General features: G+C 62.0%; 18 protein-coding genes and 1 tRNA gene. All 19 read left to right on the top strand.

The window, feature by feature from the left end; all coding sequences use genetic code 11:
• The first annotated feature begins 185 nt into the window (after positions 1 to 185).
• The 19 genes from I4W07_RS01295 (at position 186) to I4W07_RS01205 (ending at position 23373) form a co-directional block, all read left to right on the top strand.
• A complete protein-coding gene (locus tag I4W07_RS01295) occupies positions 186 to 1697 on the top strand; it encodes an IMP dehydrogenase (protein ID WP_055251158.1) in 1512 nt (503 codons plus the stop codon).
• Positions 1698 to 2067: 370 nt separating this feature from the next.
• Positions 2068 to 4644, top strand: a complete 2577-nt coding sequence (gene leuS / locus I4W07_RS01290; RefSeq protein ID WP_196025344.1) for a leucine--tRNA ligase — start codon at positions 2068 to 2070, stop codon at positions 4642 to 4644.
• Positions 4645 to 4902: 258 nt separating this feature from the next.
• Positions 4903 to 5397 (top strand): ribosome maturation factor RimP, encoded by a 495-nt coding sequence (locus tag I4W07_RS01285; RefSeq protein WP_152068090.1) that lies wholly within the window; start codon positions 4903 to 4905, stop codon positions 5395 to 5397.
• A 1-nt stretch (position 5398) separates the two neighbouring features.
• On the top strand, positions 5399 to 6646 hold the full coding sequence (nusA, locus tag I4W07_RS01280) for a transcription termination factor NusA (protein ID WP_006234042.1): 1248 nt from the start codon (positions 5399 to 5401) through the stop codon (positions 6644 to 6646).
• A 91-nt stretch (positions 6647 to 6737) separates the two neighbouring features.
• Complete coding sequence (infB, locus tag I4W07_RS01275; RefSeq protein WP_196025343.1) at positions 6738 to 9452, top strand: translation initiation factor IF-2; 2715 nt, start codon at positions 6738 to 6740, stop codon at positions 9450 to 9452.
• Positions 9453 to 9463: 11 nt separating this feature from the next.
• Positions 9464 to 9874 (top strand): 30S ribosome-binding factor RbfA, encoded by a 411-nt coding sequence (rbfA, locus tag I4W07_RS01270; protein ID WP_196025342.1) that lies wholly within the window; start codon positions 9464 to 9466, stop codon positions 9872 to 9874.
• Positions 9867 to 10910, top strand: coding sequence for a DHH family phosphoesterase (locus I4W07_RS01265; protein WP_195919396.1), 1044 nt, complete (start codon positions 9867 to 9869; stop codon positions 10908 to 10910). Before rbfA ends, I4W07_RS01265 begins: the two co-directional genes overlap by 8 nt.
• 15 nt (positions 10911 to 10925) lie before the next feature.
• Positions 10926 to 11858, top strand: coding sequence for a tRNA pseudouridine(55) synthase TruB (truB, locus tag I4W07_RS01260; RefSeq protein ID WP_196025341.1), 933 nt, complete (start codon positions 10926 to 10928; stop codon positions 11856 to 11858).
• Complete coding sequence (gene ribF / locus I4W07_RS01255) at positions 11855 to 12862, top strand: riboflavin biosynthesis protein RibF (RefSeq protein ID WP_230317408.1); 1008 nt, start codon at positions 11855 to 11857, stop codon at positions 12860 to 12862. The genes truB and ribF overlap by 4 nt, the downstream gene beginning before the upstream one ends.
• Complete coding sequence (gene dnaG, locus I4W07_RS01250) at positions 12855 to 14954, top strand: DNA primase (RefSeq protein WP_196025340.1); 2100 nt, start codon at positions 12855 to 12857, stop codon at positions 14952 to 14954. The genes ribF and dnaG overlap by 8 nt, the downstream gene beginning before the upstream one ends.
• Before the next feature lie 110 nt (positions 14955 to 15064).
• Positions 15065 to 16414 carry an RNA polymerase sigma factor RpoD gene (rpoD, locus tag I4W07_RS01245; protein WP_055286388.1) on the top strand — a complete coding sequence of 450 codons (1350 nt, stop codon included), beginning with the start codon at positions 15065 to 15067 and terminating at the stop codon, positions 16412 to 16414.
• 189 nt (positions 16415 to 16603) lie between these two features.
• Positions 16604 to 16678: transfer RNA gene (locus I4W07_RS01240), tRNA-Asn, on the top strand.
• 195 nt (positions 16679 to 16873) lie between these two features.
• On the top strand, positions 16874 to 17230 hold the full coding sequence (locus tag I4W07_RS01235; RefSeq protein WP_022093773.1) for an Asp23/Gls24 family envelope stress response protein: 357 nt from the start codon (positions 16874 to 16876) through the stop codon (positions 17228 to 17230).
• Positions 17231 to 17257: 27 nt separating this feature from the next.
• Entirely contained in the window at positions 17258 to 18919 is a 1662-nt protein-coding gene (locus I4W07_RS01230) for a DAK2 domain-containing protein (RefSeq protein ID WP_196025339.1), read from the top strand.
• 10 nt (positions 18920 to 18929) lie between these two features.
• Complete coding sequence (recG, locus tag I4W07_RS01225) at positions 18930 to 21107, top strand: ATP-dependent DNA helicase RecG (protein ID WP_196025338.1); 2178 nt, start codon at positions 18930 to 18932, stop codon at positions 21105 to 21107.
• Positions 21104 to 21760, top strand: coding sequence for a 16S rRNA (guanine(966)-N(2))-methyltransferase RsmD (gene rsmD / locus I4W07_RS01220; protein WP_196025337.1), 657 nt, complete (start codon positions 21104 to 21106; stop codon positions 21758 to 21760). Before recG ends, rsmD begins: the two co-directional genes overlap by 4 nt.
• Entirely contained in the window at positions 21753 to 22253 is a 501-nt protein-coding gene (gene coaD / locus I4W07_RS01215; protein ID WP_196025336.1) for a pantetheine-phosphate adenylyltransferase, read from the top strand. Before rsmD ends, coaD begins: the two co-directional genes overlap by 8 nt.
• Positions 22254 to 22321: 68 nt before the next feature.
• On the top strand, positions 22322 to 22819 hold the full coding sequence (locus tag I4W07_RS01210) for an ATP synthase subunit B family protein (RefSeq protein ID WP_040358176.1): 498 nt from the start codon (positions 22322 to 22324) through the stop codon (positions 22817 to 22819).
• On the top strand, positions 22819 to 23373 hold the full coding sequence (locus I4W07_RS01205) for a YceD family protein (RefSeq protein WP_196025335.1): 555 nt from the start codon (positions 22819 to 22821) through the stop codon (positions 23371 to 23373). The genes I4W07_RS01210 and I4W07_RS01205 overlap by 1 nt, the downstream gene beginning before the upstream one ends.
• Positions 23374 to 23391 lie beyond the last annotated feature (18 nt).

Genomic DNA, 23391 nt, shown 5'->3' with positions numbered 1-23391 from the left:
CGTCTCCCCGCTAAAGTGTTTGCTGGGCAAACGCATAGCCTGCGTCAAACCCTCGTGTGCTCTTCTTAAATCATGCATTGTAGCAGTCAAAGTGCGTTAAGATACTTCCCCAGTATTGGGCGCCCAAGGTTGGGCTGGGTCCTACGAGGCCTGCAGCCGACCGGTCGCATGGAAAAAGGAGAAACATGGCTACGTTCTTTCCCGGTGAGTCCCACACGTTTTCGGAGTATCTGCTGGTCCCTGGCTACTCGTCCTCGCAGTGCATCCCCAACAACGTCTCTCTTAAGACGCCGCTGACCCGCTTCAAGCGCGGTGAGAAGCCGGCAATCACCCTGAACATCCCCATGGTTTCCGCCATCATGCAGTCCGTCTCGGGCGTCGATATGGGTGTCGCGCTCGCTACCGAGGGTGGCCTGTCCTTCATTTACGGTTCCCAGAGCGCCGAGTCCGAGGCCGCTATGGTCAAGGCCGTCAAGGATCACAAGGCCGGCTTCGTTCAGTCCGATTCCACGCTGACCCCCGACATGACCATGGAGCAGGTCATTGAGCTCAAGGAGAAGACCGGCCACTCCACCATGCCGGTTACCGACGACGGCACTCCCAAGGGCAAGCTCCTGGGCATCGTCACCAGCCGTGACTATCGCCCCAGTCGCGATGACCACCAGACGAAGGTCTCCGAGTTCATGACCCCGCGTGAGCAGCTCATCGTGGGCGACAAGAACATCAGCCTCAAGGTTGCCAACGACGTCATCTGGGATAACAAGCTCAACGCTCTGCCTATTGTCGACGACAACGATCACCTCATGGGCATCGTCTTCCGCAAGGACTACGACAGTCACAAGACCAACCCCAACGAGCTGCTCGATGGTGACAAGCGCTACATGGTCGGCGCCGGTATCAACACCCGCGACTATGCCGAGCGCGTGCCGCTGCTCATCGAGGCTGGTGCCGATGTCCTGTGCATCGACTCTTCCGAGGGCTTCAGCGAGTGGCAGAAGCGCACCATCGAGTGGATCCGTGCCAACTATGGCGAGGACGTCAAGGTCGGTGCCGGTAACGTCGTCGACGCCGAGGGCTTCCGCTTCCTGGCTGACTGTGGTGCCGATTTCATCAAGGTCGGTATCGGCGGCGGTTCCATTTGCATTACCCGTGAGACCAAGGGTATCGGCCGTGGCCAGGCCACTGCGTTGATCGACGTCTGCCGCGCTCGCGACGAGTACTACGAGGAGACCGGCGTCTACGTGCCCGTGTGCTCCGATGGCGGCATCGTCTACGATTACCACATGACGCTCGCCCTTGCCATGGGTGCAGACTTTATGATGCTGGGTCGTTACTTCGCCCGCTTTGACGAGAGCCCGACCGAGCGCGTCAACGTGAACGGTCAGTACATGAAGGAGTACTGGGGCGAGGGTTCTGCGCGTGCTCGCAACTGGCAGCGCTACGACCTGGGCGGCGCCGCGAAGCTTAGCTTCGTCGAGGGCGTCGACTCCTACGTTCCCTACGCCGGTTCCCTCAAGGATGGTGTGGGCGGCACGCTCTACAAGGTCAAGTCCACGATGTGCAACTGCGGTGCCCTCTCGATCCCCGAGCTCCAGGAAAAGGCGCGCCTAACGCTGGTCAGCTCCACCTCCATCGTCGAAGGCGGCGCCCACGACGTAGTCGTCAAGGATTCCCAGCAGAGCGTCAGCTACCGCTAAGTGGCTTTCCCAAGCACCGCACCTTGCCGTTCAAACCGTCGCTCGCATTCGAAAGTACGCGTCGCTCCTCTTTCACGGCAATCTGCGGCACTTGGAAAACCCGACCATGCTTGGGCGGGTAACAATTAGTGGTTGATTCACAACCACGTTATTTAGATAAAGCGAGATGCCTGCAAGTCGCAGGCATCTCGCTTGTCGTATTTGCTATCATCAGTCAAGTTAACCTTAGGGTCGGGCGGCTTGGCTTTGTTCGCTACAAGTTCCGCACGCAAAGAAGAGCACTTAATGTGCTCTTCGTCTTGCGCAGGACTGTCCGCAGTAGCGAATAAAGCCAAGCCGCCCGACCCCAGCTAAGATTAAAGGAGCTGATATGTGCGATTGCACAGATCATAAGGACGAGATCCCTGCCTACGACGCGCAGGCCATCGAGTCCCGGTGGATGAAGGCCTGGGAGGACTCCAACCTCTTTGCCGTCGACACCGACGACAGCAAGCCCAAGAAGTACGTGCTCGAGATGTTCCCGTATCCGTCGGGCGACCTGCACATGGGCCACGCACGCAACTATACCATCGGCGATGCCATGGCCCGTCAGGCCCGCATGCGCGGCTACGACGTGCTGCACCCCATCGGCTTTGACGCCTTTGGCCTGCCCGCCGAAAACGCCGCCATCAAGCACAATACGCAGGCTGCCGCCTGGACGTATAAGAACATGGACCAGGCGCTCGCCACGATGAAGCGCATGGGCTTCTCCTACGATCTGGATCGCATGGTCAAGACCTGCAGCCCCGACTACTACCGCTGGGGTCAGTGGATCTTTGAGAAGCTGTGGGAAAAGGGCCTGGTCTACCGCAAGAAGAACCCGGTCAACTGGTGTCCTAACTGCAAGACCGTTCTGGCCAACGAGCAGGTCACCGAGGGTAAGTGCTGGCGCTGCGGCACCGAGCCCGAGAAGCGCGACCTGGAGCAGTGGTACTTCAAGATCACCGAGTACTCCCAAGAGCTGCTCGACGACCTGGAGAAGCTCCCCGGCTGGCCCGAGCGCGTCAAGCAGATGCAGGCTAACTGGATCGGTCGCTCCGAGGGCGCCGAGGTCGACTTTACCCTGTGCGACCAGGATGGCGAGCCCATCGAGGGCGATGAGGGCAAGATCACCGTCTTCACCACGCGTGCCGATACCCTTTTTGGCGTCTCCTTCTTTGTCCTGGCTCCCGAGTACGCCGGCCTGCACGAGCTCGTCGAGGGCACGGAGTACGAGGAGGCCGTCACCAAGATCGTCGAGGACTCCAAACACATCTCTGCCGTCGAGCGTGCCCAGGGCACCCTCGAGAAGCACGGTGCCTTCACGGGGCGCTATGTGGTAAACCCCGTCAACGGCGAGAAGGTCCCCGTGTGGGTTGCCGATTATGTCGTTGCAGACTACGGCACCGGCGCCGTCATGGCCGTTCCCTGTGGCGACCAGCGCGATTTTGAGTTCGCCCGCAAGTACGACCTGCCGATCGTGCCGATCATCCTGGACGATGACGATCGCGCTGCCGTCGAGGCCAGCGGCGAGACCATCGATACCTTCCATGCCGAGACCGTCGACTGGGATTGCGCCCACGCTGCCGAGGGCACGCTCGTCCAGTCCGGCAAGTACACCGGCATGCGCGGCGGTAAGCACTCCGAGGGCGAGGCTGCGATCGTGGCCGACCTCGAGGCCATGGGCTGCGGTCGTCGCAAGGTCGAGTTCCGTCTGCGCGACTGGCTCATTTCCCGTCAGCGCTATTGGGGCAACCCCATCCCGGCCATCCACTGCGAGCACTGCGGTATCGTGCCCGTGCCCGAGGATCAGCTGCCGGTGACGCTGCCCGAGAACCTGGACCTGGGCGCCGGCGAAACCCTTGCCGAGTGCAAGGACTTCTACGAGACCACCTGCCCGGTCTGCGGCCGCCCGGCCAAGCGCGAGACCGATACCATGGACACCTTCACCTGCTCCAGCTGGTATTACCTGCGCTATACCGATCCGCACAACACCGAGCTGCCCTTCTCCCGCGAGGCCGCCGACCGTTGGATGCCCGTCGATAACTACATCGGCGGCATCGAGCACGCCATTCTGCACCTGCTCTACAGCCGCTTCTTTACCAAGGCACTGCGCGACCTGGGCCTGCTGAGCGTGGACGAGCCCTTCACTAACCTGCTGTGCCAGGGCATGGTCAAGGACGAGAACGGCGACACCATGTCCAAGTCCAAGGGTAACGTCGTGCCCCCGAGCTCGGTCATCGAACCTTACGGCGCCGACACCATGCGTTTGGCGATCCTGTTTATCGCCCCGCCCGAGAAGGACTTCGACTGGGATCCCAAGGCCGTCGAGGGCGCCAACCGCTTTATCAAGCGCGCCTGGCGTATCGTTTGGCAGCTCGTCCAGTCCGGCGATGCCAACGTGGCCTTCGACAAGTCCGCGCTCGATGAGGTTGCGATGAAGCTCTATCGCGAGCGTCACCGCACCATCGCCAAGTGCACCGAGGACTTCGATCGCGGCCAGTTCAACACCGCCATCTCGGCCGTCATGGAGCTCGTCAACGCGGCGAGCGCCTACCTCAACGCCACCGAGGGTACCGCCCGCGACAAGGCGCTGTGCTACGGCGTGGCCAAGGACATCGTGAGCGTCCTTGCCCCCATCTGCCCGTTCTGGGCCGACGAGCTGTGGCACGAGGCGCTCGGCTGCGAGGGCAACGCCTATACCGCCGCCTGGCCCGAGTTCGATCTGGCCGAGTCCGTTGAGGACACGGTGCAGATCGTGGTCCAGGTGCTCGGCAAGGTCCGCGGCCGCGTCGACGTTGCCCGCGATGCCTCTAATGAGGATATGCAGGCTGCCGCCGAGGCCGCCGTCGCCAAGTGGCTCGAGGGCAAGACGGTCGTCAAGGCCATCTGCGTGCCCGGTAAGCTGGTCAACCTGGTGGTCAAGTAAGCACTGCGCGCTTAGCTGACGTGCTATAGGCGAGGGGCGATCCGGCTAGGTCGCCCCTCGTTTTTCATGTACCTGTCCTGGTGCCTGCGGTCAATTGTTCTATTCTTGTGGAGAACCTGTGCTCCCGCTGACCTGCAGGTTCGTACTGTGCTTGCACGTTTCCGCAGCTATTGGTATAGTTTGCTTGCAAATGAAGTTGTAATTGAAAGAAGTGGGGTTTCGGCCCCGCTTCTTTTTTGTATGGATGGAGGTGCCGCAATGGTCAAGACCAAGACCGAGCAGGCGATCATCGACGCGCTCGAGGCCGTCGCTCCCCAGCACGATATCGATATCGTCGACGTCGAGCTCGTGGGTGCCACCAAGGCCCCCTGCGTGCGTGTGCGTATCGAGGGTGCCGAGGGTCAGAGCCTGTCGCTCAACGACGTCACGGCCAACACAAAGTGGGTCGGCGATGTGATTGAGGAGCTCGATCCCATCTCTTCGAGCTATACGCTCGAGGTGTCGAGCCCGGGCATGGCGCGCCCGCTGCGCCGCCCGTGCGACTTTGCCCGCTTTGTGGGCGAGAATTGTGAGCTCACCTCCACCGCCACCGAGGGCCGTCGCAAGTACGCCGGCAAGATTGCCGCCGCCACCGAGACGAACGTGACCCTCGAGCTCGAGGACGGCGAGTCCGTTACCCTCGATTTCTCTGATGTTAAAAAGTGCAAGTTGAAGCCCACCTACGACTTCAAGCCCGCGAAGGAAGGAAAGTAAGATGGCAGCATCCGACATGATGTCCGCCCTGATGGAGCTTTGCCAGGAGAAGCACATCGACCAGCTCTACTTGATCGACCGCCTGGAGCAGTCGCTCGCCAAGAGCTATGCCGAGATCCTGCATCTTGAGTGGGGCGCCAAGGTGACCATCGACCGCACCACCGGCAAGATCTACGTCTACCGCCTGGAGCCGATCGACGATTCCATGGACGAGGAGGGCAACTTCACCGAGTTCGAGGAGATCGACGTCACCCCCAAGAATACGAGCCGCATCGCTGCCCAGCACGCCAAGGCCGAGATCAACGCCATCGTGCGTAACTCCGCCCGCGAGCAGATCTACGAGGAGTTCTCCGGCCGCATCGGTGACCTCATCAGCGGTACCGTGCTGCAGTCCACGCCCGACTTCACGATCGTCAAGATTCGCGAGGGCGTCGAGGCCGAGCTGCCGCACTTCGACCAGCGCCGTTACGAGAACGAGCGCAACGAGCGTCCGATGGGCGAGCGCTACCTGCACAACCAGCACATCAAGGCCGTGATCATCGACGTTCGCGACCCCAACTCCAACCTGCAGCCGGTTCGTGGCGAGCACAGCCGTCCGCCGATTGTCATCTCCCGTACCCACCCCGAGCTCATGCGTCGTCTGTTTGAGCAGGAGGTGCCCGAGATCTATGAGGGCACCGTCCAAATCAAGTCGATCGCCCGCGAGCCCGGCCAGCGCTCCAAGGTTGCCGTCCACTCGCTCGACGACCGTCTGGATCCCGTGGGCGCCTGCGTCGGCCCCAAGGGCAGCCGTGTTCGCGCTGTCGTGGGCGAGCTCCGTGGCGAGCGCGTCGACGTCATCCTGTGGGATGCCGATCCTGCCGTCTACGTCGCCAACGCCCTGTCGCCCGCCAAGGTCACCCGCGTCCTCATCGACGAGGAGAAGGCCTACGCCGGCGTCATCGTGCCCGACGACCAGCTGTCCCTCGCCATCGGCAAGGAGGGCCAGAACGCCCGTCTCGCCGCGCGCCTGACCGGCTGGCACATCGACATTAAGTCCGAGACGCTTGCCGCCGACATCCTCAAGAACGTTCCCGTTCACGAGGAGCCCGCCGCCGACCTGATCGGTGACGAGGAGGACGAGGACGTCCGCCGCTGCGAGTATGTGTCCGAGGACGGCATCCAGTGCCGAAACCAGGCTCGTCCCGGCTCCCGTTTCTGCGGTGTCCACGACACCGACGCCTTCGATGATGCGGAGGACCTGATCTAGCGCGCGGTTGCGCCGGGCGGGTCCCGGCGCGTCTCCCACGCTCGTTCAGTCTCTAGGCACCCAAGGTGCCAGAAAGGGTAGGTGAAGTCATATGGCAAAAGTCCGTGTGTCCACCCTGGCCAAAGAGTTCGGCATGACCTCCAAGGAACTGATGGGTCATCTCGCCGATATGAAGATTCCCGCTAAGTCCGCTTCCTCCACCTTGGAGGACGCTTATGTCGCCATGGTCCGCAAGCAGCTCGCCTCGGTGATCGAGGCCCGCGCCCAGGAAGTCGAGGCCGCCAAGCAGGCCGAGGAGCAGGCAGCTGCCGCCGAGGAGGCCGCACGCGCTGCCGAGGCCGAGCGCGAGCGCATCGCCGCCGAGAAGGCCCGCGAGGAGGAGCGTCGCCAGTTTGCCGCAGCCCAGGCTGCCGAGGAGGCTGCCCGCGCCGAGGCCGAGGCCAAGAAGAAGGCCGAGCAGGAGCGCCTTGCCCGCGAGAAGGAGGAGGCTGCCCGCGAGGCCCAGCGCCGCGCCGTTCCCGCTTCCGACTCCGGTTCGCGTTTCCGTTCGCTGCTCGACCAGATCGCCGCACAGGAGACCGTGCTCAAGGAGAAGAAGGACGCCGAGGACAAGGCCAAGGCCGAGCGCGCCGCCGAGCGCGGTAACCGTCGTGGCGGCAACAACGACCGCCGCGGTGGCCGTCGTAACGATCGCAACGCTTCCGACAACAACTCCGAGCGCAACGCCTCCGAGAGCCGTCCGCACAGCCATCGCACCAACGCCAGCAACAACGTCGCTGCCGGCATGGACTTCCCCAACCCCGACAAGCAGGGCAAGGGCAAGAAGCGCAAGGGCGGTCACAACAACGAAGAGGACCACTACAGCCGCATGGCTCGCGAGGCCGAGGAGTACAGCCGCGAGAAGGTGCTCGAGGAGGCTCGTGCCGCCGTCGAGGAGGCCTCTCGCGAGTCCACCGGTCGCCGCAAGAAGCGCAAGGAGAAGCGCGAGCGCGAGGCTGCCAAGGCTCAGGAGGAGCGCAAGATAGAGGAGGCGCTGGCCCAGGGCGTGAACCCCGAGGACCTCGACGCCATCAAGGTCTCCCAGGGCGTTACCGTCCAGGAGCTTGCCGAGGCGCTCGACGTTCCGGCCAACGACATCATCAAGCGCCTGTTCCTGCTGGGTACGCCGCTCACCATGACGCAGTCCATGTCCGACGACCTCGTCGAGCTCGTCGCCGACGACTTGGGTCGTCAGATCAAGATCATCACCCCCGAGGAGGAGAACACCTTCTCGTTCTACGACGATCCCGCCGACCTTAAGCCGCGCGCCCCGGTCGTCACCGTCATGGGCCACGTCGACCACGGTAAGACGTCGCTGCTCGACGCCATCCGTCACACCGGCGTTGCTGCCGGCGAGGCGGGCGGCATTACGCAGGCCATCGGCGCTTCGCAGGTCATGATCAACGACCGCAAGATCACCTTTATCGATACCCCGGGTCACGCCACCTTTACGGCTATGCGTGCCCGTGGCGCCAAGGTGACCGACATCGTCATCCTGATCGTCGCCGCCGACGACGGCGTCATGCCCCAGACCATCGAGTCGATCAACCACGCAAAGGCCGCCGGCGTACCCATCGTCGTCGCCGTTAACAAGATCGATAAGCCGGGCGCCAACCCCGACCGCGTGCGCCAGGAGCTCACCGAGTACGGCATCATCCCCGAGGAGTGGGGCGGACAGAACATGTTCGTCAACATTTCGGCCAAGCAGAAGATCGGTATCGACGACCTGCTCGAGACCGTGCTGCTCCAGGCTGACGTGCTTGAGCTCAAGGCCAACCCCGACACCTTTGCCTCCGGTAACGTCCTCGAGGCCAAGCTCGACAAGGGCCGCGGCTCGGTCGCTACCGTGCTCGTGACCCGCGGTACCCTGCACGTGGGCGATACGCTGGTCGCCGGCCTTACCTACGGCCGCGTCCGCGCCATGCTCGACCCCAAGGGCAACGCCGTCACCGAGGCCGGTCCTTCCGACGCCGTCGAGATCCTGGGCCTGCAGTCCGTGCCCAACGCCGGTGACGAGTTCCGCGTTTTCGAGGACGAGCGCGAGGCTCGCGCCCTGGCCGATGAGCGTTCGCTCAAGGCCCGTATCGAGGAGCAGAGCCGCGTGAAGCATGTCACGCTCGAGAACCTCTTCGAGACCATCGCCGACGCCGAGGTCAAGGAGCTCAACCTGATCATCAAGGCCGACGTCCAGGGTTCCATCGAGGCCCTTCAGGACTCGCTCGACAAGATGGACCAGTCCGAGGTACGCATCAACACGATTCACTCCGCGGTCGGTGCTATCAACGAGACCGACGTCGTCCTGGCAGACGCCTCCAATGCCATCATCATCGGCTTTGGCGTGCGTCCCGACGGCAAGGCCCGCTCCGCTGCCGAGCGCGAGGGCGTCGAGATTCGTTGCTACGACGTCATCTACAAGTGCCTCGAGGAGCTCGACGCCGCTCGTATCGGCATGCTCAAGCCCACCGAGGTCGAGGTCTCCACGGGTACCGCGACCGTACTGGACACCTTCAAGGTGCCCAAAGTCGGCATTGCCGCCGGTGTCCGCGTCGAAGAGGGCGAGATCGCCGCGACCGACTCCGTGCGCCTGGTGCGTGACGGTATCGTGGTCTTCAACGGCAAGATCGCCTCGATGCGTCACTACAAGGATGAGGCCAAGAGCCTCAAGAGCGGTTCCGAGGGCGGCATTGGCCTGGAGAACTTCCAGGACATCAAGCCCGGCGACCAGATCGAGGGTTACCGCATCGACCAGGTTGCCCGTACCGAGTAGGGGGTAGCGCTATGAAGCAAACGCAGGCAACCCGCCGACTGGGCGAGCAGCTTCGCGAGAAGCTTGGTTATATCCTGCTCTTTGAGGTTTCCGATCCGCGCCTCAACCTGGTCACCCTGACTGCGGTCGAGGTCGCGGTGGACCGTTCGTTCGCGCGCGTGTACGTGTCGTGCGATGCGAGCCGCTACGACGAGGTCATGGAGGCGCTCGCCAGCGCCAAGGGCCGCATTCGCAGCCTGTTGGCCCGCTCGCTCGATTGGCGTGTCACGCCCGAGCTCGATTTTCGCATCGATCGCTCGACCGATGAGGCCGAGCGCATCACGCGTGCGCTGGAAAACGTTCCGGCCACGCTGGCGATCGAAAAGGACGAGGACGGCTATCCGATAGCGGATGCCGCCCAGGAGGCAGCTTTAGATGACTAATTCCGCCGACCTCGCCTCGTGCGAGTCTGCAGATATTCAGCGACGCATCCTCGAGCTCATCGAGGGTGCGTCCTCCATTGCGATTTCTGGACATACTTCTCCCGATGGCGATGCCTTGGGCTCCGTGTTGGGTCTGGGCCTTTCGCTCATGAAGTTTTTTCCCAACAAGGACATTGCGTTGCTGCTGGCAGACGATGACCCGGTTCCGCGCATCTACCGCTTTATGGAAGGCTCCGATCGCCTGGTGCCGGCATCTGCGTACACCGGCAATCCGGACCTGTTCATCTCGGTGGACGTGCCGGTCGTCGAGCGCCTCAACAACTCGGCCGAGGTGCTTCGCCGCTCCAAGCATGTGGTGTGCTTCGATCACCATCCGGCGCGCGAGGAGTTTGCCGAGCTCAGTCTGAGGCGCGTCGATGCTGCAGCCTGCGCCATGATCATTGACCGTTTCTTGGACAATTGTGGCATTGTCGCACGTGATGGCGTTGCGACCTGCCTGCTGTGTGGCTTGGTTACCGATACCGGCCGTTTTCAGTACCAAAACGCCGATGCCGCCGCGTTCCATGCGGCCTCGCGTCTGGTTGCCCACGGTGCCGATCCGGCGCGCGTTGCGCTCGAGGTCTACCAGAGCATGCGCGTTGAGTTTTTGCACCTCAAGTCCATTGTCATGGGTCGCATTAAGACGGTGGCCCACGGGCGCGTGGCGTATAGCTATGCCTACCAGAGCGACCTTGAGGCCTGCGGTGTCACCTCGGACGAGTGCGACGGCCTGGTCGATGTGGTGCGTTCGGTGATGGGCGTCGAGGTCTGCATGTTCTTAAAGGGCATTGAGGGCGATACCAAGGTGCGTGGCAACCTGCGCTCCAAGGGCGACCTCGATGTGTCCGAGATTGCTGCCAACTTTGGCGGTGGCGGGCATCATGCCGCCGCCGGCTTTTCCAACAACGGAACAATTCGCGAGACGCTCGCCGTGGCACTTCCCATGCTGGCCGAGCTGGTGGGGGAGGATCCCGCTTCGGTGACCGTCGAGCTCTAACTAATTGGATGGTACATGGCTCGTCGAACGCCTTCTCAATTGAATATGCTACTCGCCGTCGATAAGCCGGTGGGCTGCACGTCCCATGACGTGGTTTCGCAATGCCGACGCGCCCTCCATGAGCGGCGCGTTGGCCATGCCGGTACGCTTGACCCCATGGCATCCGGTGTCATGGTGGCGGGCGTGGGCCAGGCCACCCGTCTGCTGGGCATGCTTACCCTCGATACCAAAAGCTATGTCGCCGACATTTCGTTTGGCGCCGAGACCAATACCGATGACGCGGAGGGCGAGGCCGTCCGCACGGTGGCTGTTGCCAACGAGCTCCGCGATCCTGCCTATGCCCGTGAGCACTTGGCCGCCATGCTGGGTCCGCAGATGCAGGTGCCGCCGGCGTTTTCGGCTATCTCGGTCAATGGCGTTCGCGCCTACAAGTCTGCTCGCGAGGGCAATGCGGTGGACCTACCTCCGCGCCCCGTCGAGGTCTATGCCGCCGACCTGATCGCCGTGGGCGGCGAAGGTGATACGTGCGTGTGGACCGTGGCGTTCTCGGTGAGCAAGGGCACCTATATCCGAGCGCTCGCTCGCGACTTGGGCCGCGCCTGCGACAGCGCCGCGCATATTTCCGCGCTGCGCCGCACGGCTTCCGGTGTTGTTTCCATTGGCGCTTGTCATGCGATCGAGGAGCTTTCTCCCGAGTCCGCGGCTGGCTTTGCCCTGGATCCCATTGCGGCCCTGGGCGCCACGCGTGTTGACTTGCCGGGCAATCTTGCCGACGACCTGCTTTGCGGCCGACGCATTCCCGTTGAGCGTGCGCTTGCCGATTTCGATGCCTCGAAGGCGCCGTTTGCGCTGGTGCTCGATGGGGGACTCAAGGCGCTCGCCCGCATTGAGAGTGGCCGCTTTGTTATGGAGCACGTGTTTCCGCAGGCAATCGGCGGTGTTCGATGATGTTGTCCGCTCGCGAGCTCGCGCGTGTCTTTTTCGCGGGCGAGTCGGACGAGGCTCGCATCATTGCTGCCGATACGTTTTATGAGTGTGAGCACTTGGGTTCCGCATCGATCGCCATTGGCGTGTTCGACGGCGTTCACCGTGGACACCAGGAACTCATCGAAGCGCTTGTCCGTGATGCCCGTGCCCATGGCTGTAAGGCGGTTGTGGTTACCTTCGATCCCGACCCGGACGTCGTGGTGAGCCCTTCGCCCGCTCAAAAATTGATGACGACGGCCGACCGTCTGCATGCCCTGGCTCAAACCGGGGTCGATGCGGTGGTGGCCGTTCCCTTTACGCCTGAGGTTGCGGCGCTTGACCATGTTGATTTTCTCTCGCTGGTGTCGCGTCTGGTCGACATTCGATCGATTCGCGTTGGCAGTGACTTTAGACTGGGTCGTGGCGGTGCTTCTGGTGTTGCCGAGATGCGCGCCTGGGGTTCCGAGCACGGCGTTGACGTGTATGGTCACGACCTGCTTTGCGAGCGCGGTGAGGCCATTTGCGCCACCCGCATTCGTCATGAGTTGGGACAGGGCCATGTGGAGCTTGCTGCTGAGTTACTCGGCCGTCCGTATATGGTGCGTGGCGGTGTTATTCGCGGCCGTCACGAGGGTTCTGGCATGGGCTTTCCCACGGCAAACTTGCAGGTTCCCGACGGCATTCAGGTGCCAGCCGATGGCGTGTATGAGGGTCTGGTGCTGGTCGATGACACCGCGTGGCCCGCTGCCGTGAACGTCGGCCTGCCGCCAACGTATGCTGACGATGCGGCATCTGCGCATCTCGAGGCTAATTTAATTGGTTATACGGGCGACCTGTACGGCGCTTCCGTTTCGCTGGCGTTTACGCGCTGGCTGCGTCCGTCGCGCGTGTTCGATTCGCTGGATGAGTTGATCGCGACCGTCGAGGGTAATATCGGAGATATTCGTCACAACTTGGGCGAGCAGGGGGTGAGCATCCGTGATTAGCGATGAGGAAAAAGACCAGGTACGCGCTGCGTCCGACCTAGTCGCCATCGTGCAGGAAACGGTTGAGCTCAAGCCCCGCGGCCATGAGTTTTGGGGCTGCTGCCCTTTTCATGGCGAAAAGACGCCGTCTTTCCACATTATTCCCGCCACGCAGGTGTGGCATTGCTTTGGCTGCGGCGAGGGTGGCGACGTCTTCACCTATATCATGAAGCGCGAGAACCTGAGCTTTCCCGAATCAATCCGTTATTTGGCCGATCGCGCAGGTATTGAGCTGCATGACACCGGAGATCGCCGCGAGCGGGGTACCAAGCGTGCCCGCATCTACGATTTGTGCGCCGAGACCGCCCAGTTCTACCACACCATGCTCATGCGCGGTAAGGACGGCCGTCCGCGCGAGTACTTTGCCAGCCGCGGCATGGGTGGCGACGTCTGCCGCCGCTACTGCTTGGGCTTTGCGCCGGGCCGCAACGCGCTGGTGTCGCACCTTTCCCAGACGGGTTTTACCCCGCAGGAGATGATCGACGCCAACGTGGCCGTGAGCCGCGGGCGCGGGCAACTTGCCGACCGCTTCTACGACCGCGTGATGTTTCCCATCTTTGACGAGCAGGGTCATAACATTGCCTTTGGCGGTCGCATCATAGGTGACGGCCAGCCTAAGTACCTCAACACCGCCGAGACGAGCGTGTTCCATAAAAAGCGAAACCTCTACGGCTTTAATTGGGCCAAGGAGTTTATCGTCGCGCAGGATACCGCCATCGTGGTGGAGGGCTATACCGACTGCATCGCCTGTTGGGAGGCGGGGATTAAAAACGTCGTTGCCACGCTGGGCACCGCGCTCACGGAGCATCACGTCAAGACGCTCACTCGCTTTGCCAAGCGCATCGTGTATATGTTTGACGGCGATGCCGCGGGCCAGAAGGCCGCCCGCCGCGCGATTCAGTTTATCGAGCAGGATTCGATGGACCTGCGCTGCGTGGTACTGCCCGACGGCAACGATCCCATGGAATTCATCACGGCGCACGGCGGAGAGGAGCTGCAGAAACGCATTGACGCTGCCGAGCCGCTCATGGACTTCGTGTACCGTTCTCTGCAGGAATCGAGCGATATTAGCACGCCGGGCGGTCGCGCCAAGGCGCTGGAAGATGCGCTGACGCTTATCTATCCGCTGCGCGATAGCTATATGATCGACACGTACTTTATCCAGATTGCCGACCTGCTTGGTTTGGACCTGGAGACCGTGCGCGCGAGCTCGGGATGTGTGTTTCGCGATGTCGCCAAGCGCGAGGATGCGGAACGACGTCGTGAGCAGAACTATGAACGCCAGAGGGCGCAGGCCGAGCGCTCTGGAAATGTGGGCGGTCGGGCATCGGGTTCTCGCGATGTCGGTCGCGGCGCTTGGGCATCGGGCGCGACGCCGCCGGTGTCCGCGCCGGTCGAAGAAGAGCCGTACGACTACGTCCCGCTCGATGCCTACGGTGTCGCGCCCGTGGAGGTCGTCGACGATCTTCCGCCGATCGATGTGCCTGATGGTATGGGCGCTGCGCCCGCCGGTGCCCCGACAGACGCCTCGGCCCCTATGGTTCTTACCGATCTAGAGCGCAAGTCCTTGGCAGGGGAGCGCGAGCTGCTGACCATGCTCACGAGCTACCCTGACCTGTTCCGCACGTATGCCGACCGCATCTGCTCCATCGAGTGGGTCGACCCACGTCACGAGTCCATTGCATGGGCCGTGCTGGCAACGCCGCCGGGAACCGATCCTGCAGCCTGCATGGATGCGGCGCGCTCGGTGTGTCCCGAGGCGGCAACGCTTGTGAGTGCCGGGCGCATCTCGGCGACGAGCAAGCACCCCACCGAGACGAACATCGTGTTTATGCTCGATACGCTCGAGCTCTACACCATCAAGCGCCGCATGCGTGCCGCACAGGCCAAGCTGCGACAGGACCGTTCGCTCGATGATGAGGCCCGTCGCTCGCTGACCGTTCAGGCCGCGCAAGATTCGCAGCGTCAACGCGAGCTGCAAAAGTCGATCGGCGGCGTGGCGGACCCGTTCCGTTTGATTGGTTTGGAGACCGCAGGAACCGAACAGGCCTAGATGTTGTGGTCAACCAGCGTATTCTCGCCTATATCCAGTCCTCTTTTTGGGTATAGACGTCAATGTGTGTGCTAAAGTATTGAGTCCTGTGGACTATGAAGGGAGAATCTGTGCCAAAAAAGACTGAGAGCACGGGTACTGGGCTGGAATCCTACGTTGCAAAGCTCATGGGCAACGGCTCAAACAGGACTTCGGTAACCGAGGACGAGATTCAGGTCGCCCTGAAGGATATCGATGTTTCTGACGAGCAGCTCACCGCGGTGTATTCCGCGCTGCGCAACAGCGGCATCCAGATTATCTCCGCGAGCGGTAACGACGACGCCCCCATGGACGTCGACGATGACGATAACGATACCGATACCGACGATTTCGATGACGACGACGAGCACGATTCCGGCTCGCTCGACGATCACGAGCTCAAGATGGCCCGTCAGGCCGACGCCGAGATGGGTTCTTCCAAGAGCAAGAAGAAGCGCACCGTGCGCACGTCCCGTTCACGCTCCCGCGTGCGTGGCATCGATGCCTCCACGGTGATGCTGACCGGCGACCCGGTCCGTATGTACCTCAAGGAGATCGGCAAGGTCGACCTGCTGACCGCCTCCGAAGAGGTCGATCTGGCCATGAAGATCGAGGCCGGTCTTGAGGCCACCGAGAAGCTCGAGGCTGCCGATGCTGGTGAGCTCGAACTTACGCGTGCCGAGATGCGTCGCCTTACGCGCATTGAGAACGTGGGCCTCGAAGCCAAGCAGGCGCTCATCAGTGCAAACCTGCGTCTGGTCGTCTCCATCGCCAAGCGCTATGTCGGCCGTGGCATGCTGTTCCTGGACCTGATTCAGGAGGGCAACCTCGGTCTGATCCGCGCCGTCGAGAAGTTCGACTACCAGAAGGGCTTTAAGTTCTCCACGTACGCCACGTGGTGGATCCGTCAGGCCATCACGCGCGCTATCGCCGACCAGGCCCGTACCATCCGTATTCCCGTGCATATGGTCGAGACCATCAACAAACTCGTCCGCGTGCAGCGCCAGCTTCTTCAGGACCTTGGTCGCGACCCGACCCCCGAGGAGATTGGTGCCGAGATGGACATGAGCGCCGACCGCGTCCGCGAGATCCAGAAGATCTCGCAGGAGCCTGTGTCGCTCGAGACCCCCATCGGCGAGGAAGAGGATTCCCAGCTGGGCGACTTCATCGAGGACTCCCAGGCCATCGTTCCGCCCGATGCGGCCAGCTTCTCCATGCTGCAGGAGCAGCTCACCCAGGTGCTCGATTCGCTTGCCGATCGTGAGCGCAAGGTTATCGAGCTGCGCTTTGGCCTTGTCGACGGACATCCCCGCACGCTCGAGGAAGTCGGCCGCGAGTTTGGCGTCACGCGCGAGCGCATCCGCCAGATCGAGTCCAAGACCCTGGCCAAGCTCCGCCACCCGAGCCGCAGCAGCAAGCTCAAAGACTATATCGAAAGCTAGTCAAGCAAGAGGCGCCCTCAAGCACATCCGCTCGGGGGTGCTTTCATGTAGTCGTTGGGGACGTTCTTGAATGACTAGTCGTTTAAGAACGTCCCCAACGACTAGGTCGGAAAATTTCTTAAAAAAAGTTCTTGCCCTAAGCTGATTCGTCCGTATAATAAACTTCGTTGCTTGAGAGCACGCGCCTATTCCTCGGTAGCTCAATGGTAGAGCACGCGGCTGTTAACCGCGCTGTTGTAGGTTCGAGTCCTACCCGGGGAGCCAGGTTGTAAAACCCGTCGCTTATGCGGCGGGTTTTTTCATGCTGCGATCGCCGTTCGTGAACGTTACCGTATCAACATTTCGTGTCGAGGATGTAATCCCGAGGCCCGCCACCTCAACATGGCGCGGTCGTTGTAGAATATTGCAATGATTGCTCCCACGACATGGTGCCGCGAGCACCAAGAAAAGGAGATTCTTGTGTCTGAGACCATTAACGGCAGCCTGAGCGTCTCGAACGACGTTATTGCCGATATTGCCGGTTATGCCGCGATGACGTGCTATGGCGTTGTCGGTATGGCTGAGCAGCTCCAGGGCGCCGAGAGCGTGCGCCTGCTTGCCGGTCAGCGCCTCCGCAAGGGCGTGCTTGTCTCCGCCGACGAGAACGGCCTTACGGTCGATCTTCACGTCGTGCTCGAGAACGGCGTCAACATGAAGTCCGTCTGCCACAATCTTTCGAGCTCCGTTGCCTTCACTCTGCAGGAGATCGCCCAGATCGATCCCGCCAGCCTTAAGATCGGCATCCACATCGACGCGCTCAAGAGCCGTCTGAACTAGCATCCGAAAACGGAGATTCAAATACCCATGATTGCAAAGACCATTCGCACCTGTTTTCCGATCGCTGCGGCTGCCGTTTCCGACAAGGCCGAGGAGATCAACAAGCTCAACGTCTTCCCCGTACCCGATGGCGATACCGGCACCAACATGTCGCTCACGCTCGCCTCGGTGACCAAGGAGCTTTCTGCTCTTCCTGCCGACGCCGACATGGAAGCCATCGCCGGCGCCATCACCCACGGCTCCCTGATGGGTGCCCGCGGCAACTCCGGCGTCATCACCTCGCAGATTCTGCGCGGTGTGGCCGAGGGCCTCGTCTCTGCCGATGAGCCTATTACGGCTGCCAACATCGCCTTCGCCTTCCGTCGCGCCGTCAAGGTTGCCTTCCAGGCTGTCCGCAAGCCCATCGAGGGCACGATCCTCACGGTCCTGCGCGATGTCTCGACCAAGGCAGACGAGTGCGAGAAGAAGAAGTTCTCGGCCGAGGATGCGCTCGACGCCATCGTCGTCGAGGCCTACCAGTCCGTCGCTCGCACGCCCGACCTGCTGCCCGTTCTGAAGGAGAACGGCGTGGTTGACTCCGGCGCCTTCGGCTTTGCTATTTTCCTTGAGAACTTTGTTGCCGCCGCGCTTGGCCGCAGCACCGTTGTCGAGGATTTCTCCGCCACGTTTGATTCCGCTGGCTCTGCCCGCGACGCGGCCCTTGGTCGCGTTGAGATCGAGGCCAACGACGATTGGGAGGGCTCGGAGTTCCGCTACTGCAACGAGTTCCTGTTTAAGGCCGACGCCCCGTTTGACGAGGACGAGTGCCTTAAGTTCCTGGGTTCCATGGGCGACTGTGAGCTACTCGTGGGCGCCTATCCCGACTACAAGATCCATGTGCACTCCAACACCCCCAACCTGGTGCTCGAGCACATGCTGCAGCTCGGTCAGATCTACGAGGTCTTTATCCACAACATGGAGATGGAGGCCCACGACCGTACCGCCAAGATTCACGAGGACCAGGAAAAGGCCGACGAGCCCGCCAAGGCGCTGGGCTTTGTCGCCGTTGCCGCCGGTTCCGGCGAGGCCGACATCCTCAAGTCCCTTGGCGTCGACGTGATCGTCTCGGGTGGCCAGACCATGAACCCCTCGACTGCAGATCTGCTGGGCGCGGTGGACCAGGTCAACGCGACCTCGGTCATCATTCTGCCCAACAACGGCAACATCCGCATGGCTGCCGAGGCTGCCGCTTCTGCCTGCACGGACAAGAAGGTTGCCGTCGTTCCCACCAAGACCGTCCCACAGGCGTTCTCCGCGCTGTTCGCGGTCCTGCCCGATTCCGAGCTCGAGGACGCCGTCGCCGCCATGGTCGACGCCATCAGCGAGGTCCGCGATGGCGAGGTCACCCGCGCCGTGCGCGACTCCAGCGCCTCCGACGGCTCTCCGATTCACTCCGGTGACGTCATGGGCATCATTGCCGGCTCCATCGATGTGGTCGGCTCCGACGTGAAGCAGGTCACGCTCGATTGTATCAACCGCATGCAGGAGGAAGAGGAAGGCGACGCGCTGACGATTCTGGCCGGCGAGGAGCTGTCCGATGAGGCCTTCCAGGAGATCGTCGACGCTATCGAGGAGGCTCAGCCCGATCTGGAGATTGACGCCCATCGTGGCGAGCAGCCGCTCTATCCCGTGATCTTCTCGATCGAGTAGGCAACTGCCCATGTCCGAGCTGTGCTCCGTGCCGCGCGTCTCGGAGCGCTTTGCCCAGAGCAATGCGCTCGACGAGGATATCGCGCGACTCAAATATGTTTCGGGTAAACGTGAGGAGGCCCTTCGCCGTCTGGGAATTCGGACGGTGGGGGACCTCCTTCTCCATATCCCTCATCGATACCTCGACTTTACCCGTTCGTGGTCCATCGAGATGGCGCCCATCGGTACCGTGTGCACCATCATCGCCACGGTCGACCGTATCGTCCAAAAGCAGCCGCGCCCGCGCATGCAGGTGACCGAGGTCTCACTTGTTGACGAGACGGGCGTGCTACAGGTCGCCTTTTTCCGCCAGCCCTGGATTGCCCAGCAGCTTAAGCAGGGCGACCGCCTGGCCGTGATGGGCAAGGTCGAGTTTGCCTACGGTTTTAAGCAGATGGCCTCGCCCCACTTTGAAAAGCTCGAGGACGGGCGCGCCGCAGGCACCATTCTGCCGGTCCATTACGTGAGCGATGGCGTGAGCCAGGCGTGGATGCGCCGCATCGTAAGCGGCGCGCTCGAGGTCGTCGGCAATCCGTTCGATCCGATTCCCGCACGCTTGCGCGTCAAGCGCCGCCTGATGAGCAATGCCCGCGCGCTTCGATCGATCCACTTTCCATCGAGTATGGCTGAGCGGGATATCGCGCGACGTCGCCTTGCTTATGAGGAGTGCCTTTACCTTCAGCTGGCGCTTCGCCTGCGCAACGATGGCGGCCTAGTCGATGTTGTGCCCTATGCCCACACCGCGGGCGAGCACCTGGCCGCACTCAAGCAAGCCCTGCCGTTTTCGCTGAGCGACGAGCAGGAGGTCGCGTTCCAAGATATCCTGCGCGATATGTGCGATGGCGGGCGTGTGATGAACCGCCTGCTGCTGGGCGATGTCGGTACCGGTAAGACCGCCGTTGCCGCCTGCGCGCTGGCTGTGGCTGCCGATAGCGGCACGCAGGCCTGCGTTATGGCGCCTACGGGCGTGCTGGCGCGCCAATATGCCGATAAGACCGGCCCCGTGCTGTCGCAGGCCGGTATTTCCTGGGCCCTTCTGACGGGTGCCACGCCGGCCGCAGAGCGCGAGCGCATCCATGCACAGCTGGAATCGGGCGAGCTTGACGTGCTCTTTGGAACCCACGCGGTCCTTTCGGAAGACGTGACGTTTAAGCATCTGTCGCTTGTCGTCATCGACGAGCAGCACCGCTTTGGTGTGGGCCAGCGCAATGCCCTGCGTGCCAAGGGCCCGGGTGCCGATCTGCTCGTTATGACGGCAACGCCCATCCCGCGTACGCTGGCGCTTTCGGTCTACGGTGATCTGGATACGAGCATCATCCGCCATCGGCCAGTCCCTGGCGCTGGCGTGACGACACGCGTGCTCACCGAGTCGAGCCGTGACCTCGCCTATGGTGCCATCCGCGAGGCGCATGAAAAGGGTCAACAGGCCTACGTGATTTGTCCGCTCGTGGAGCCGAGTGACTCGGCCGATGAGCTGGAGGACGTGCCCGGTATCGCCCGCGACGACGAGGGCCGCGTGACGGTCCCCGTGCCGCTGCACGATACGGCGACCGAGCTCGATCGCCTGCGTCTGGCGTTGCCTGGGCTTGCCATCGAGCGCCTTCACGGCCGCATGCCAGCGGGGGAGAAGGATCGCGTGATCGACGCCTTCAAGCGTGGCGAGATTGACGTGCTCGTCTCGACTACGGTGGTCGAGGTGGGCGTCGACGTGCCTAACGCTACTGTCATGGTTATCGAGAACGGCGAGCGCTTTGGCTTGGCGGCCCTGCACCAGCTGCGCGGTCGCGTGGGCCGCGGCAGTGTGTCGGGCACCTGCCTGGTTATGACGCATTCCAAGGGCAACGGCGGCGCATCGGCGGCGCAAGATCGTCTCCAGTCGCTCGAAAAGACCTCGGACGGCTTTACGCTCGCCCAGATGGACCTGCGCCTGCGCCATGAAGGCGAGATCCTGGGTTATCGCCAGCATGGCGGTGTGACCTTGCGCTTCGTCGACCTTGATGCCGACGAGGAGCTGATCGAGTGGGCCCATTTGGACGCGGTCGAGCTCTTGCGGTATGCTTGCACCCTTGACTCCGTGGCGACGCGCCCCCTGCGCGATGCGGTCGCCATGCGATATCGACACATTTTTAAGGAGGTCAGCGGAGGATGAGAATCATCGGCGGCGAATGGCGCGGTCGTAAGATCGAGGAGCCCCGTGGTCGCGATGTCACCCGCCCAACGACTGATCGCGTGCGCGAGGCGTGCGCATCTATGGTCATGTCGGCATTCGATTTCGATTTGGACGAGGTTCGTGTGCTGGACGCCTTTGGCGGCTCCGGTGCCTTAGGGTTAGAGATGCTCTCTCGTGGGGCCCGCTCGCTCACGACGTTTGAGATCGATCGGAATGCCTCACGACTCATCAGCAAGAATATCGAGTCGCTCTGCCGTGACCGTGCGCGTTGGCGCGTGGTCACGGGCGACATGCTGGCGAATGCCTCGCGCGGTCGTGTACCGGGCGGCCCCTTTGATCTGGTCCTGCTCGACCCGCCCTATGCTTTTGGTGCCGAGCCGGTCGAGGAATTGCTGCAGAACCTAGCTCAGCAGGGCCTGCTTGCACCTGGCGCTTATGCCCTGTTTGAGCATGCCGCCGCCGATGCGGGCGCGCATCCGGCAGACTTTGAGACTGTACGTGAGAAGCGTTACGGCATTACCTCGGTCGACCTGCTTCGTTGGGTCGGCGATGACGATGGTGAGGGCGATAGCGCCGGTACCGATGCTGACAACAACGATGCCACGACGTTTCAGGAGGACGTCCATGAATGATGACACCATCAACCGCGTGATCGTCCCGGGCACCTTCGATCCCATCACGTTTGGCCATATCGATGTGATCCGCCGCGCCCGCCGCATCTTTCCCAGCGTGATCGTCGCTGTTGCCGAGTCGCAGGGTAAAAACGGTGTGGGCACCACGTTTATGCTCGATGAACGCGTGGCGCTGGCCCGCGAGGCGCTCGGTGATATCGACGGTGTCGAGGTCCTGCCCTTTACCGGCCTCTTGGTCGACTTCGCTCGTGAGCAGGGGGCGGGGGCCGTGGTCAAGGGCCTGCGCGCCATGACCGACTTTGAGTATGAGCTGCAGCAGGCCGACCTCAACTATCGCTTGGATAGCGAGCTGGAGTCCATCTTTGTCATGAGTGCGCCGCAGTACGGTTATATCTCGAGCTCGGTCGTTCGCCAGATTGCCTCGCTCGGCAGCGATGTATCGACGTTTGTCCCACCCAACGTGGTCGAAGCGCTCAGACATCGCTTTTCGTGACGTTTTTTATTGCCTGGTGGCATGTGGTAAACTAGCACGATGATATGTTACCTATGAAAGGAGACCGGATGCCGGGCGAGAATTTTCCTGGCGATAGGATCGTCAGCTTGGTCGATGAGCTCGAAGGGCTGATCGAGGAAGCCAAGCCGCCTTTCGGCAAGAACGCTCAGTTCAAGGTCATCGACGCCGACGTGTTCTTCAACATCCTCGACGAGATCCGCATGAGCTATCCCGAGGAGTGGCAGAAGTCCCGCCGTATCCTTAAGGAGCGCGAGGAGCTTATGGCTTCCGCCGCCGCTCAGGCCGATTCCATCATCGCCGACGCTCAGCAGCAGGCCCTCACCATTGCCGGTGAGCAGGAGATCGTCCGCCTTGCGCAGCAGCAGGCCGACGACATCCGCGATCGTGCCCAGCAGTATGAGCGCGAGACGCGTTATGCCGCCGAGGACTACGCAGAGCAGGTCTTTACGCACCTGGAGGAGAACCTTAAGAGCCTGACCGGCACCGTTACCCGTTGCCGTCAGCAGCTCAACGAGGGTGCCGCCCAACAGAATGGTCAGTGGTAATGGCTGAGTTCCCGAGCGTTACCGTCGATCTTTCCGAGGAGCTCGAGTTTCCTGGAGATTCGTATCCGCTGACCGGTAAGGTCGATGTCGCCACGTACACGGTGGGCGAGAAGGAGTACCAGCTACAGGACGGTATTGACTACGACGTTGTCTTTACCAATGCCGGTACCGGTGTCTTGCTCACGGGTATGGTTCGCGCGCATGCCACCGGCGAGTGCGATCGTTGCCTGGAGCCCGCCTCGTTTGATATCGCCGGCGAGATCGAGGAGTTCTACCTCTTTGAGGAGCCTGAGGATCCAGAGGCCTACGAAGACGGCTACGAGCTCCTGGGTGAGGACCGCATCGTCGATCTTGGCGAGCCCATCAATGACGCGGTCGTTATGGACACGCCGTTTGTGGTGCTCTGCAAGCCCGATTGCCGCGGCCTGTGCCCCACTTGCGGTTGCAATCTCAACGTCGAGCAATGCGATTGTGCTGCCCAAGCCGAGGCCGAATGGGCCGAAGCCACGGAAAATCCATTTGCAGCATTGAAGAATCTCAAGCTTGATGAGTAAAACTGTGGTAGTATCGCT

The organism is Collinsella aerofaciens (genome assembly GCF_015670745.1).
GTDB classification, from domain to species: Bacteria; Actinomycetota; Coriobacteriia; order Coriobacteriales; family Coriobacteriaceae; genus Collinsella; species Collinsella aerofaciens_T.
Note: the sequence above shows the minus strand (reverse complement) of the source record. Positions and strands in the feature narration are given on the sequence as shown.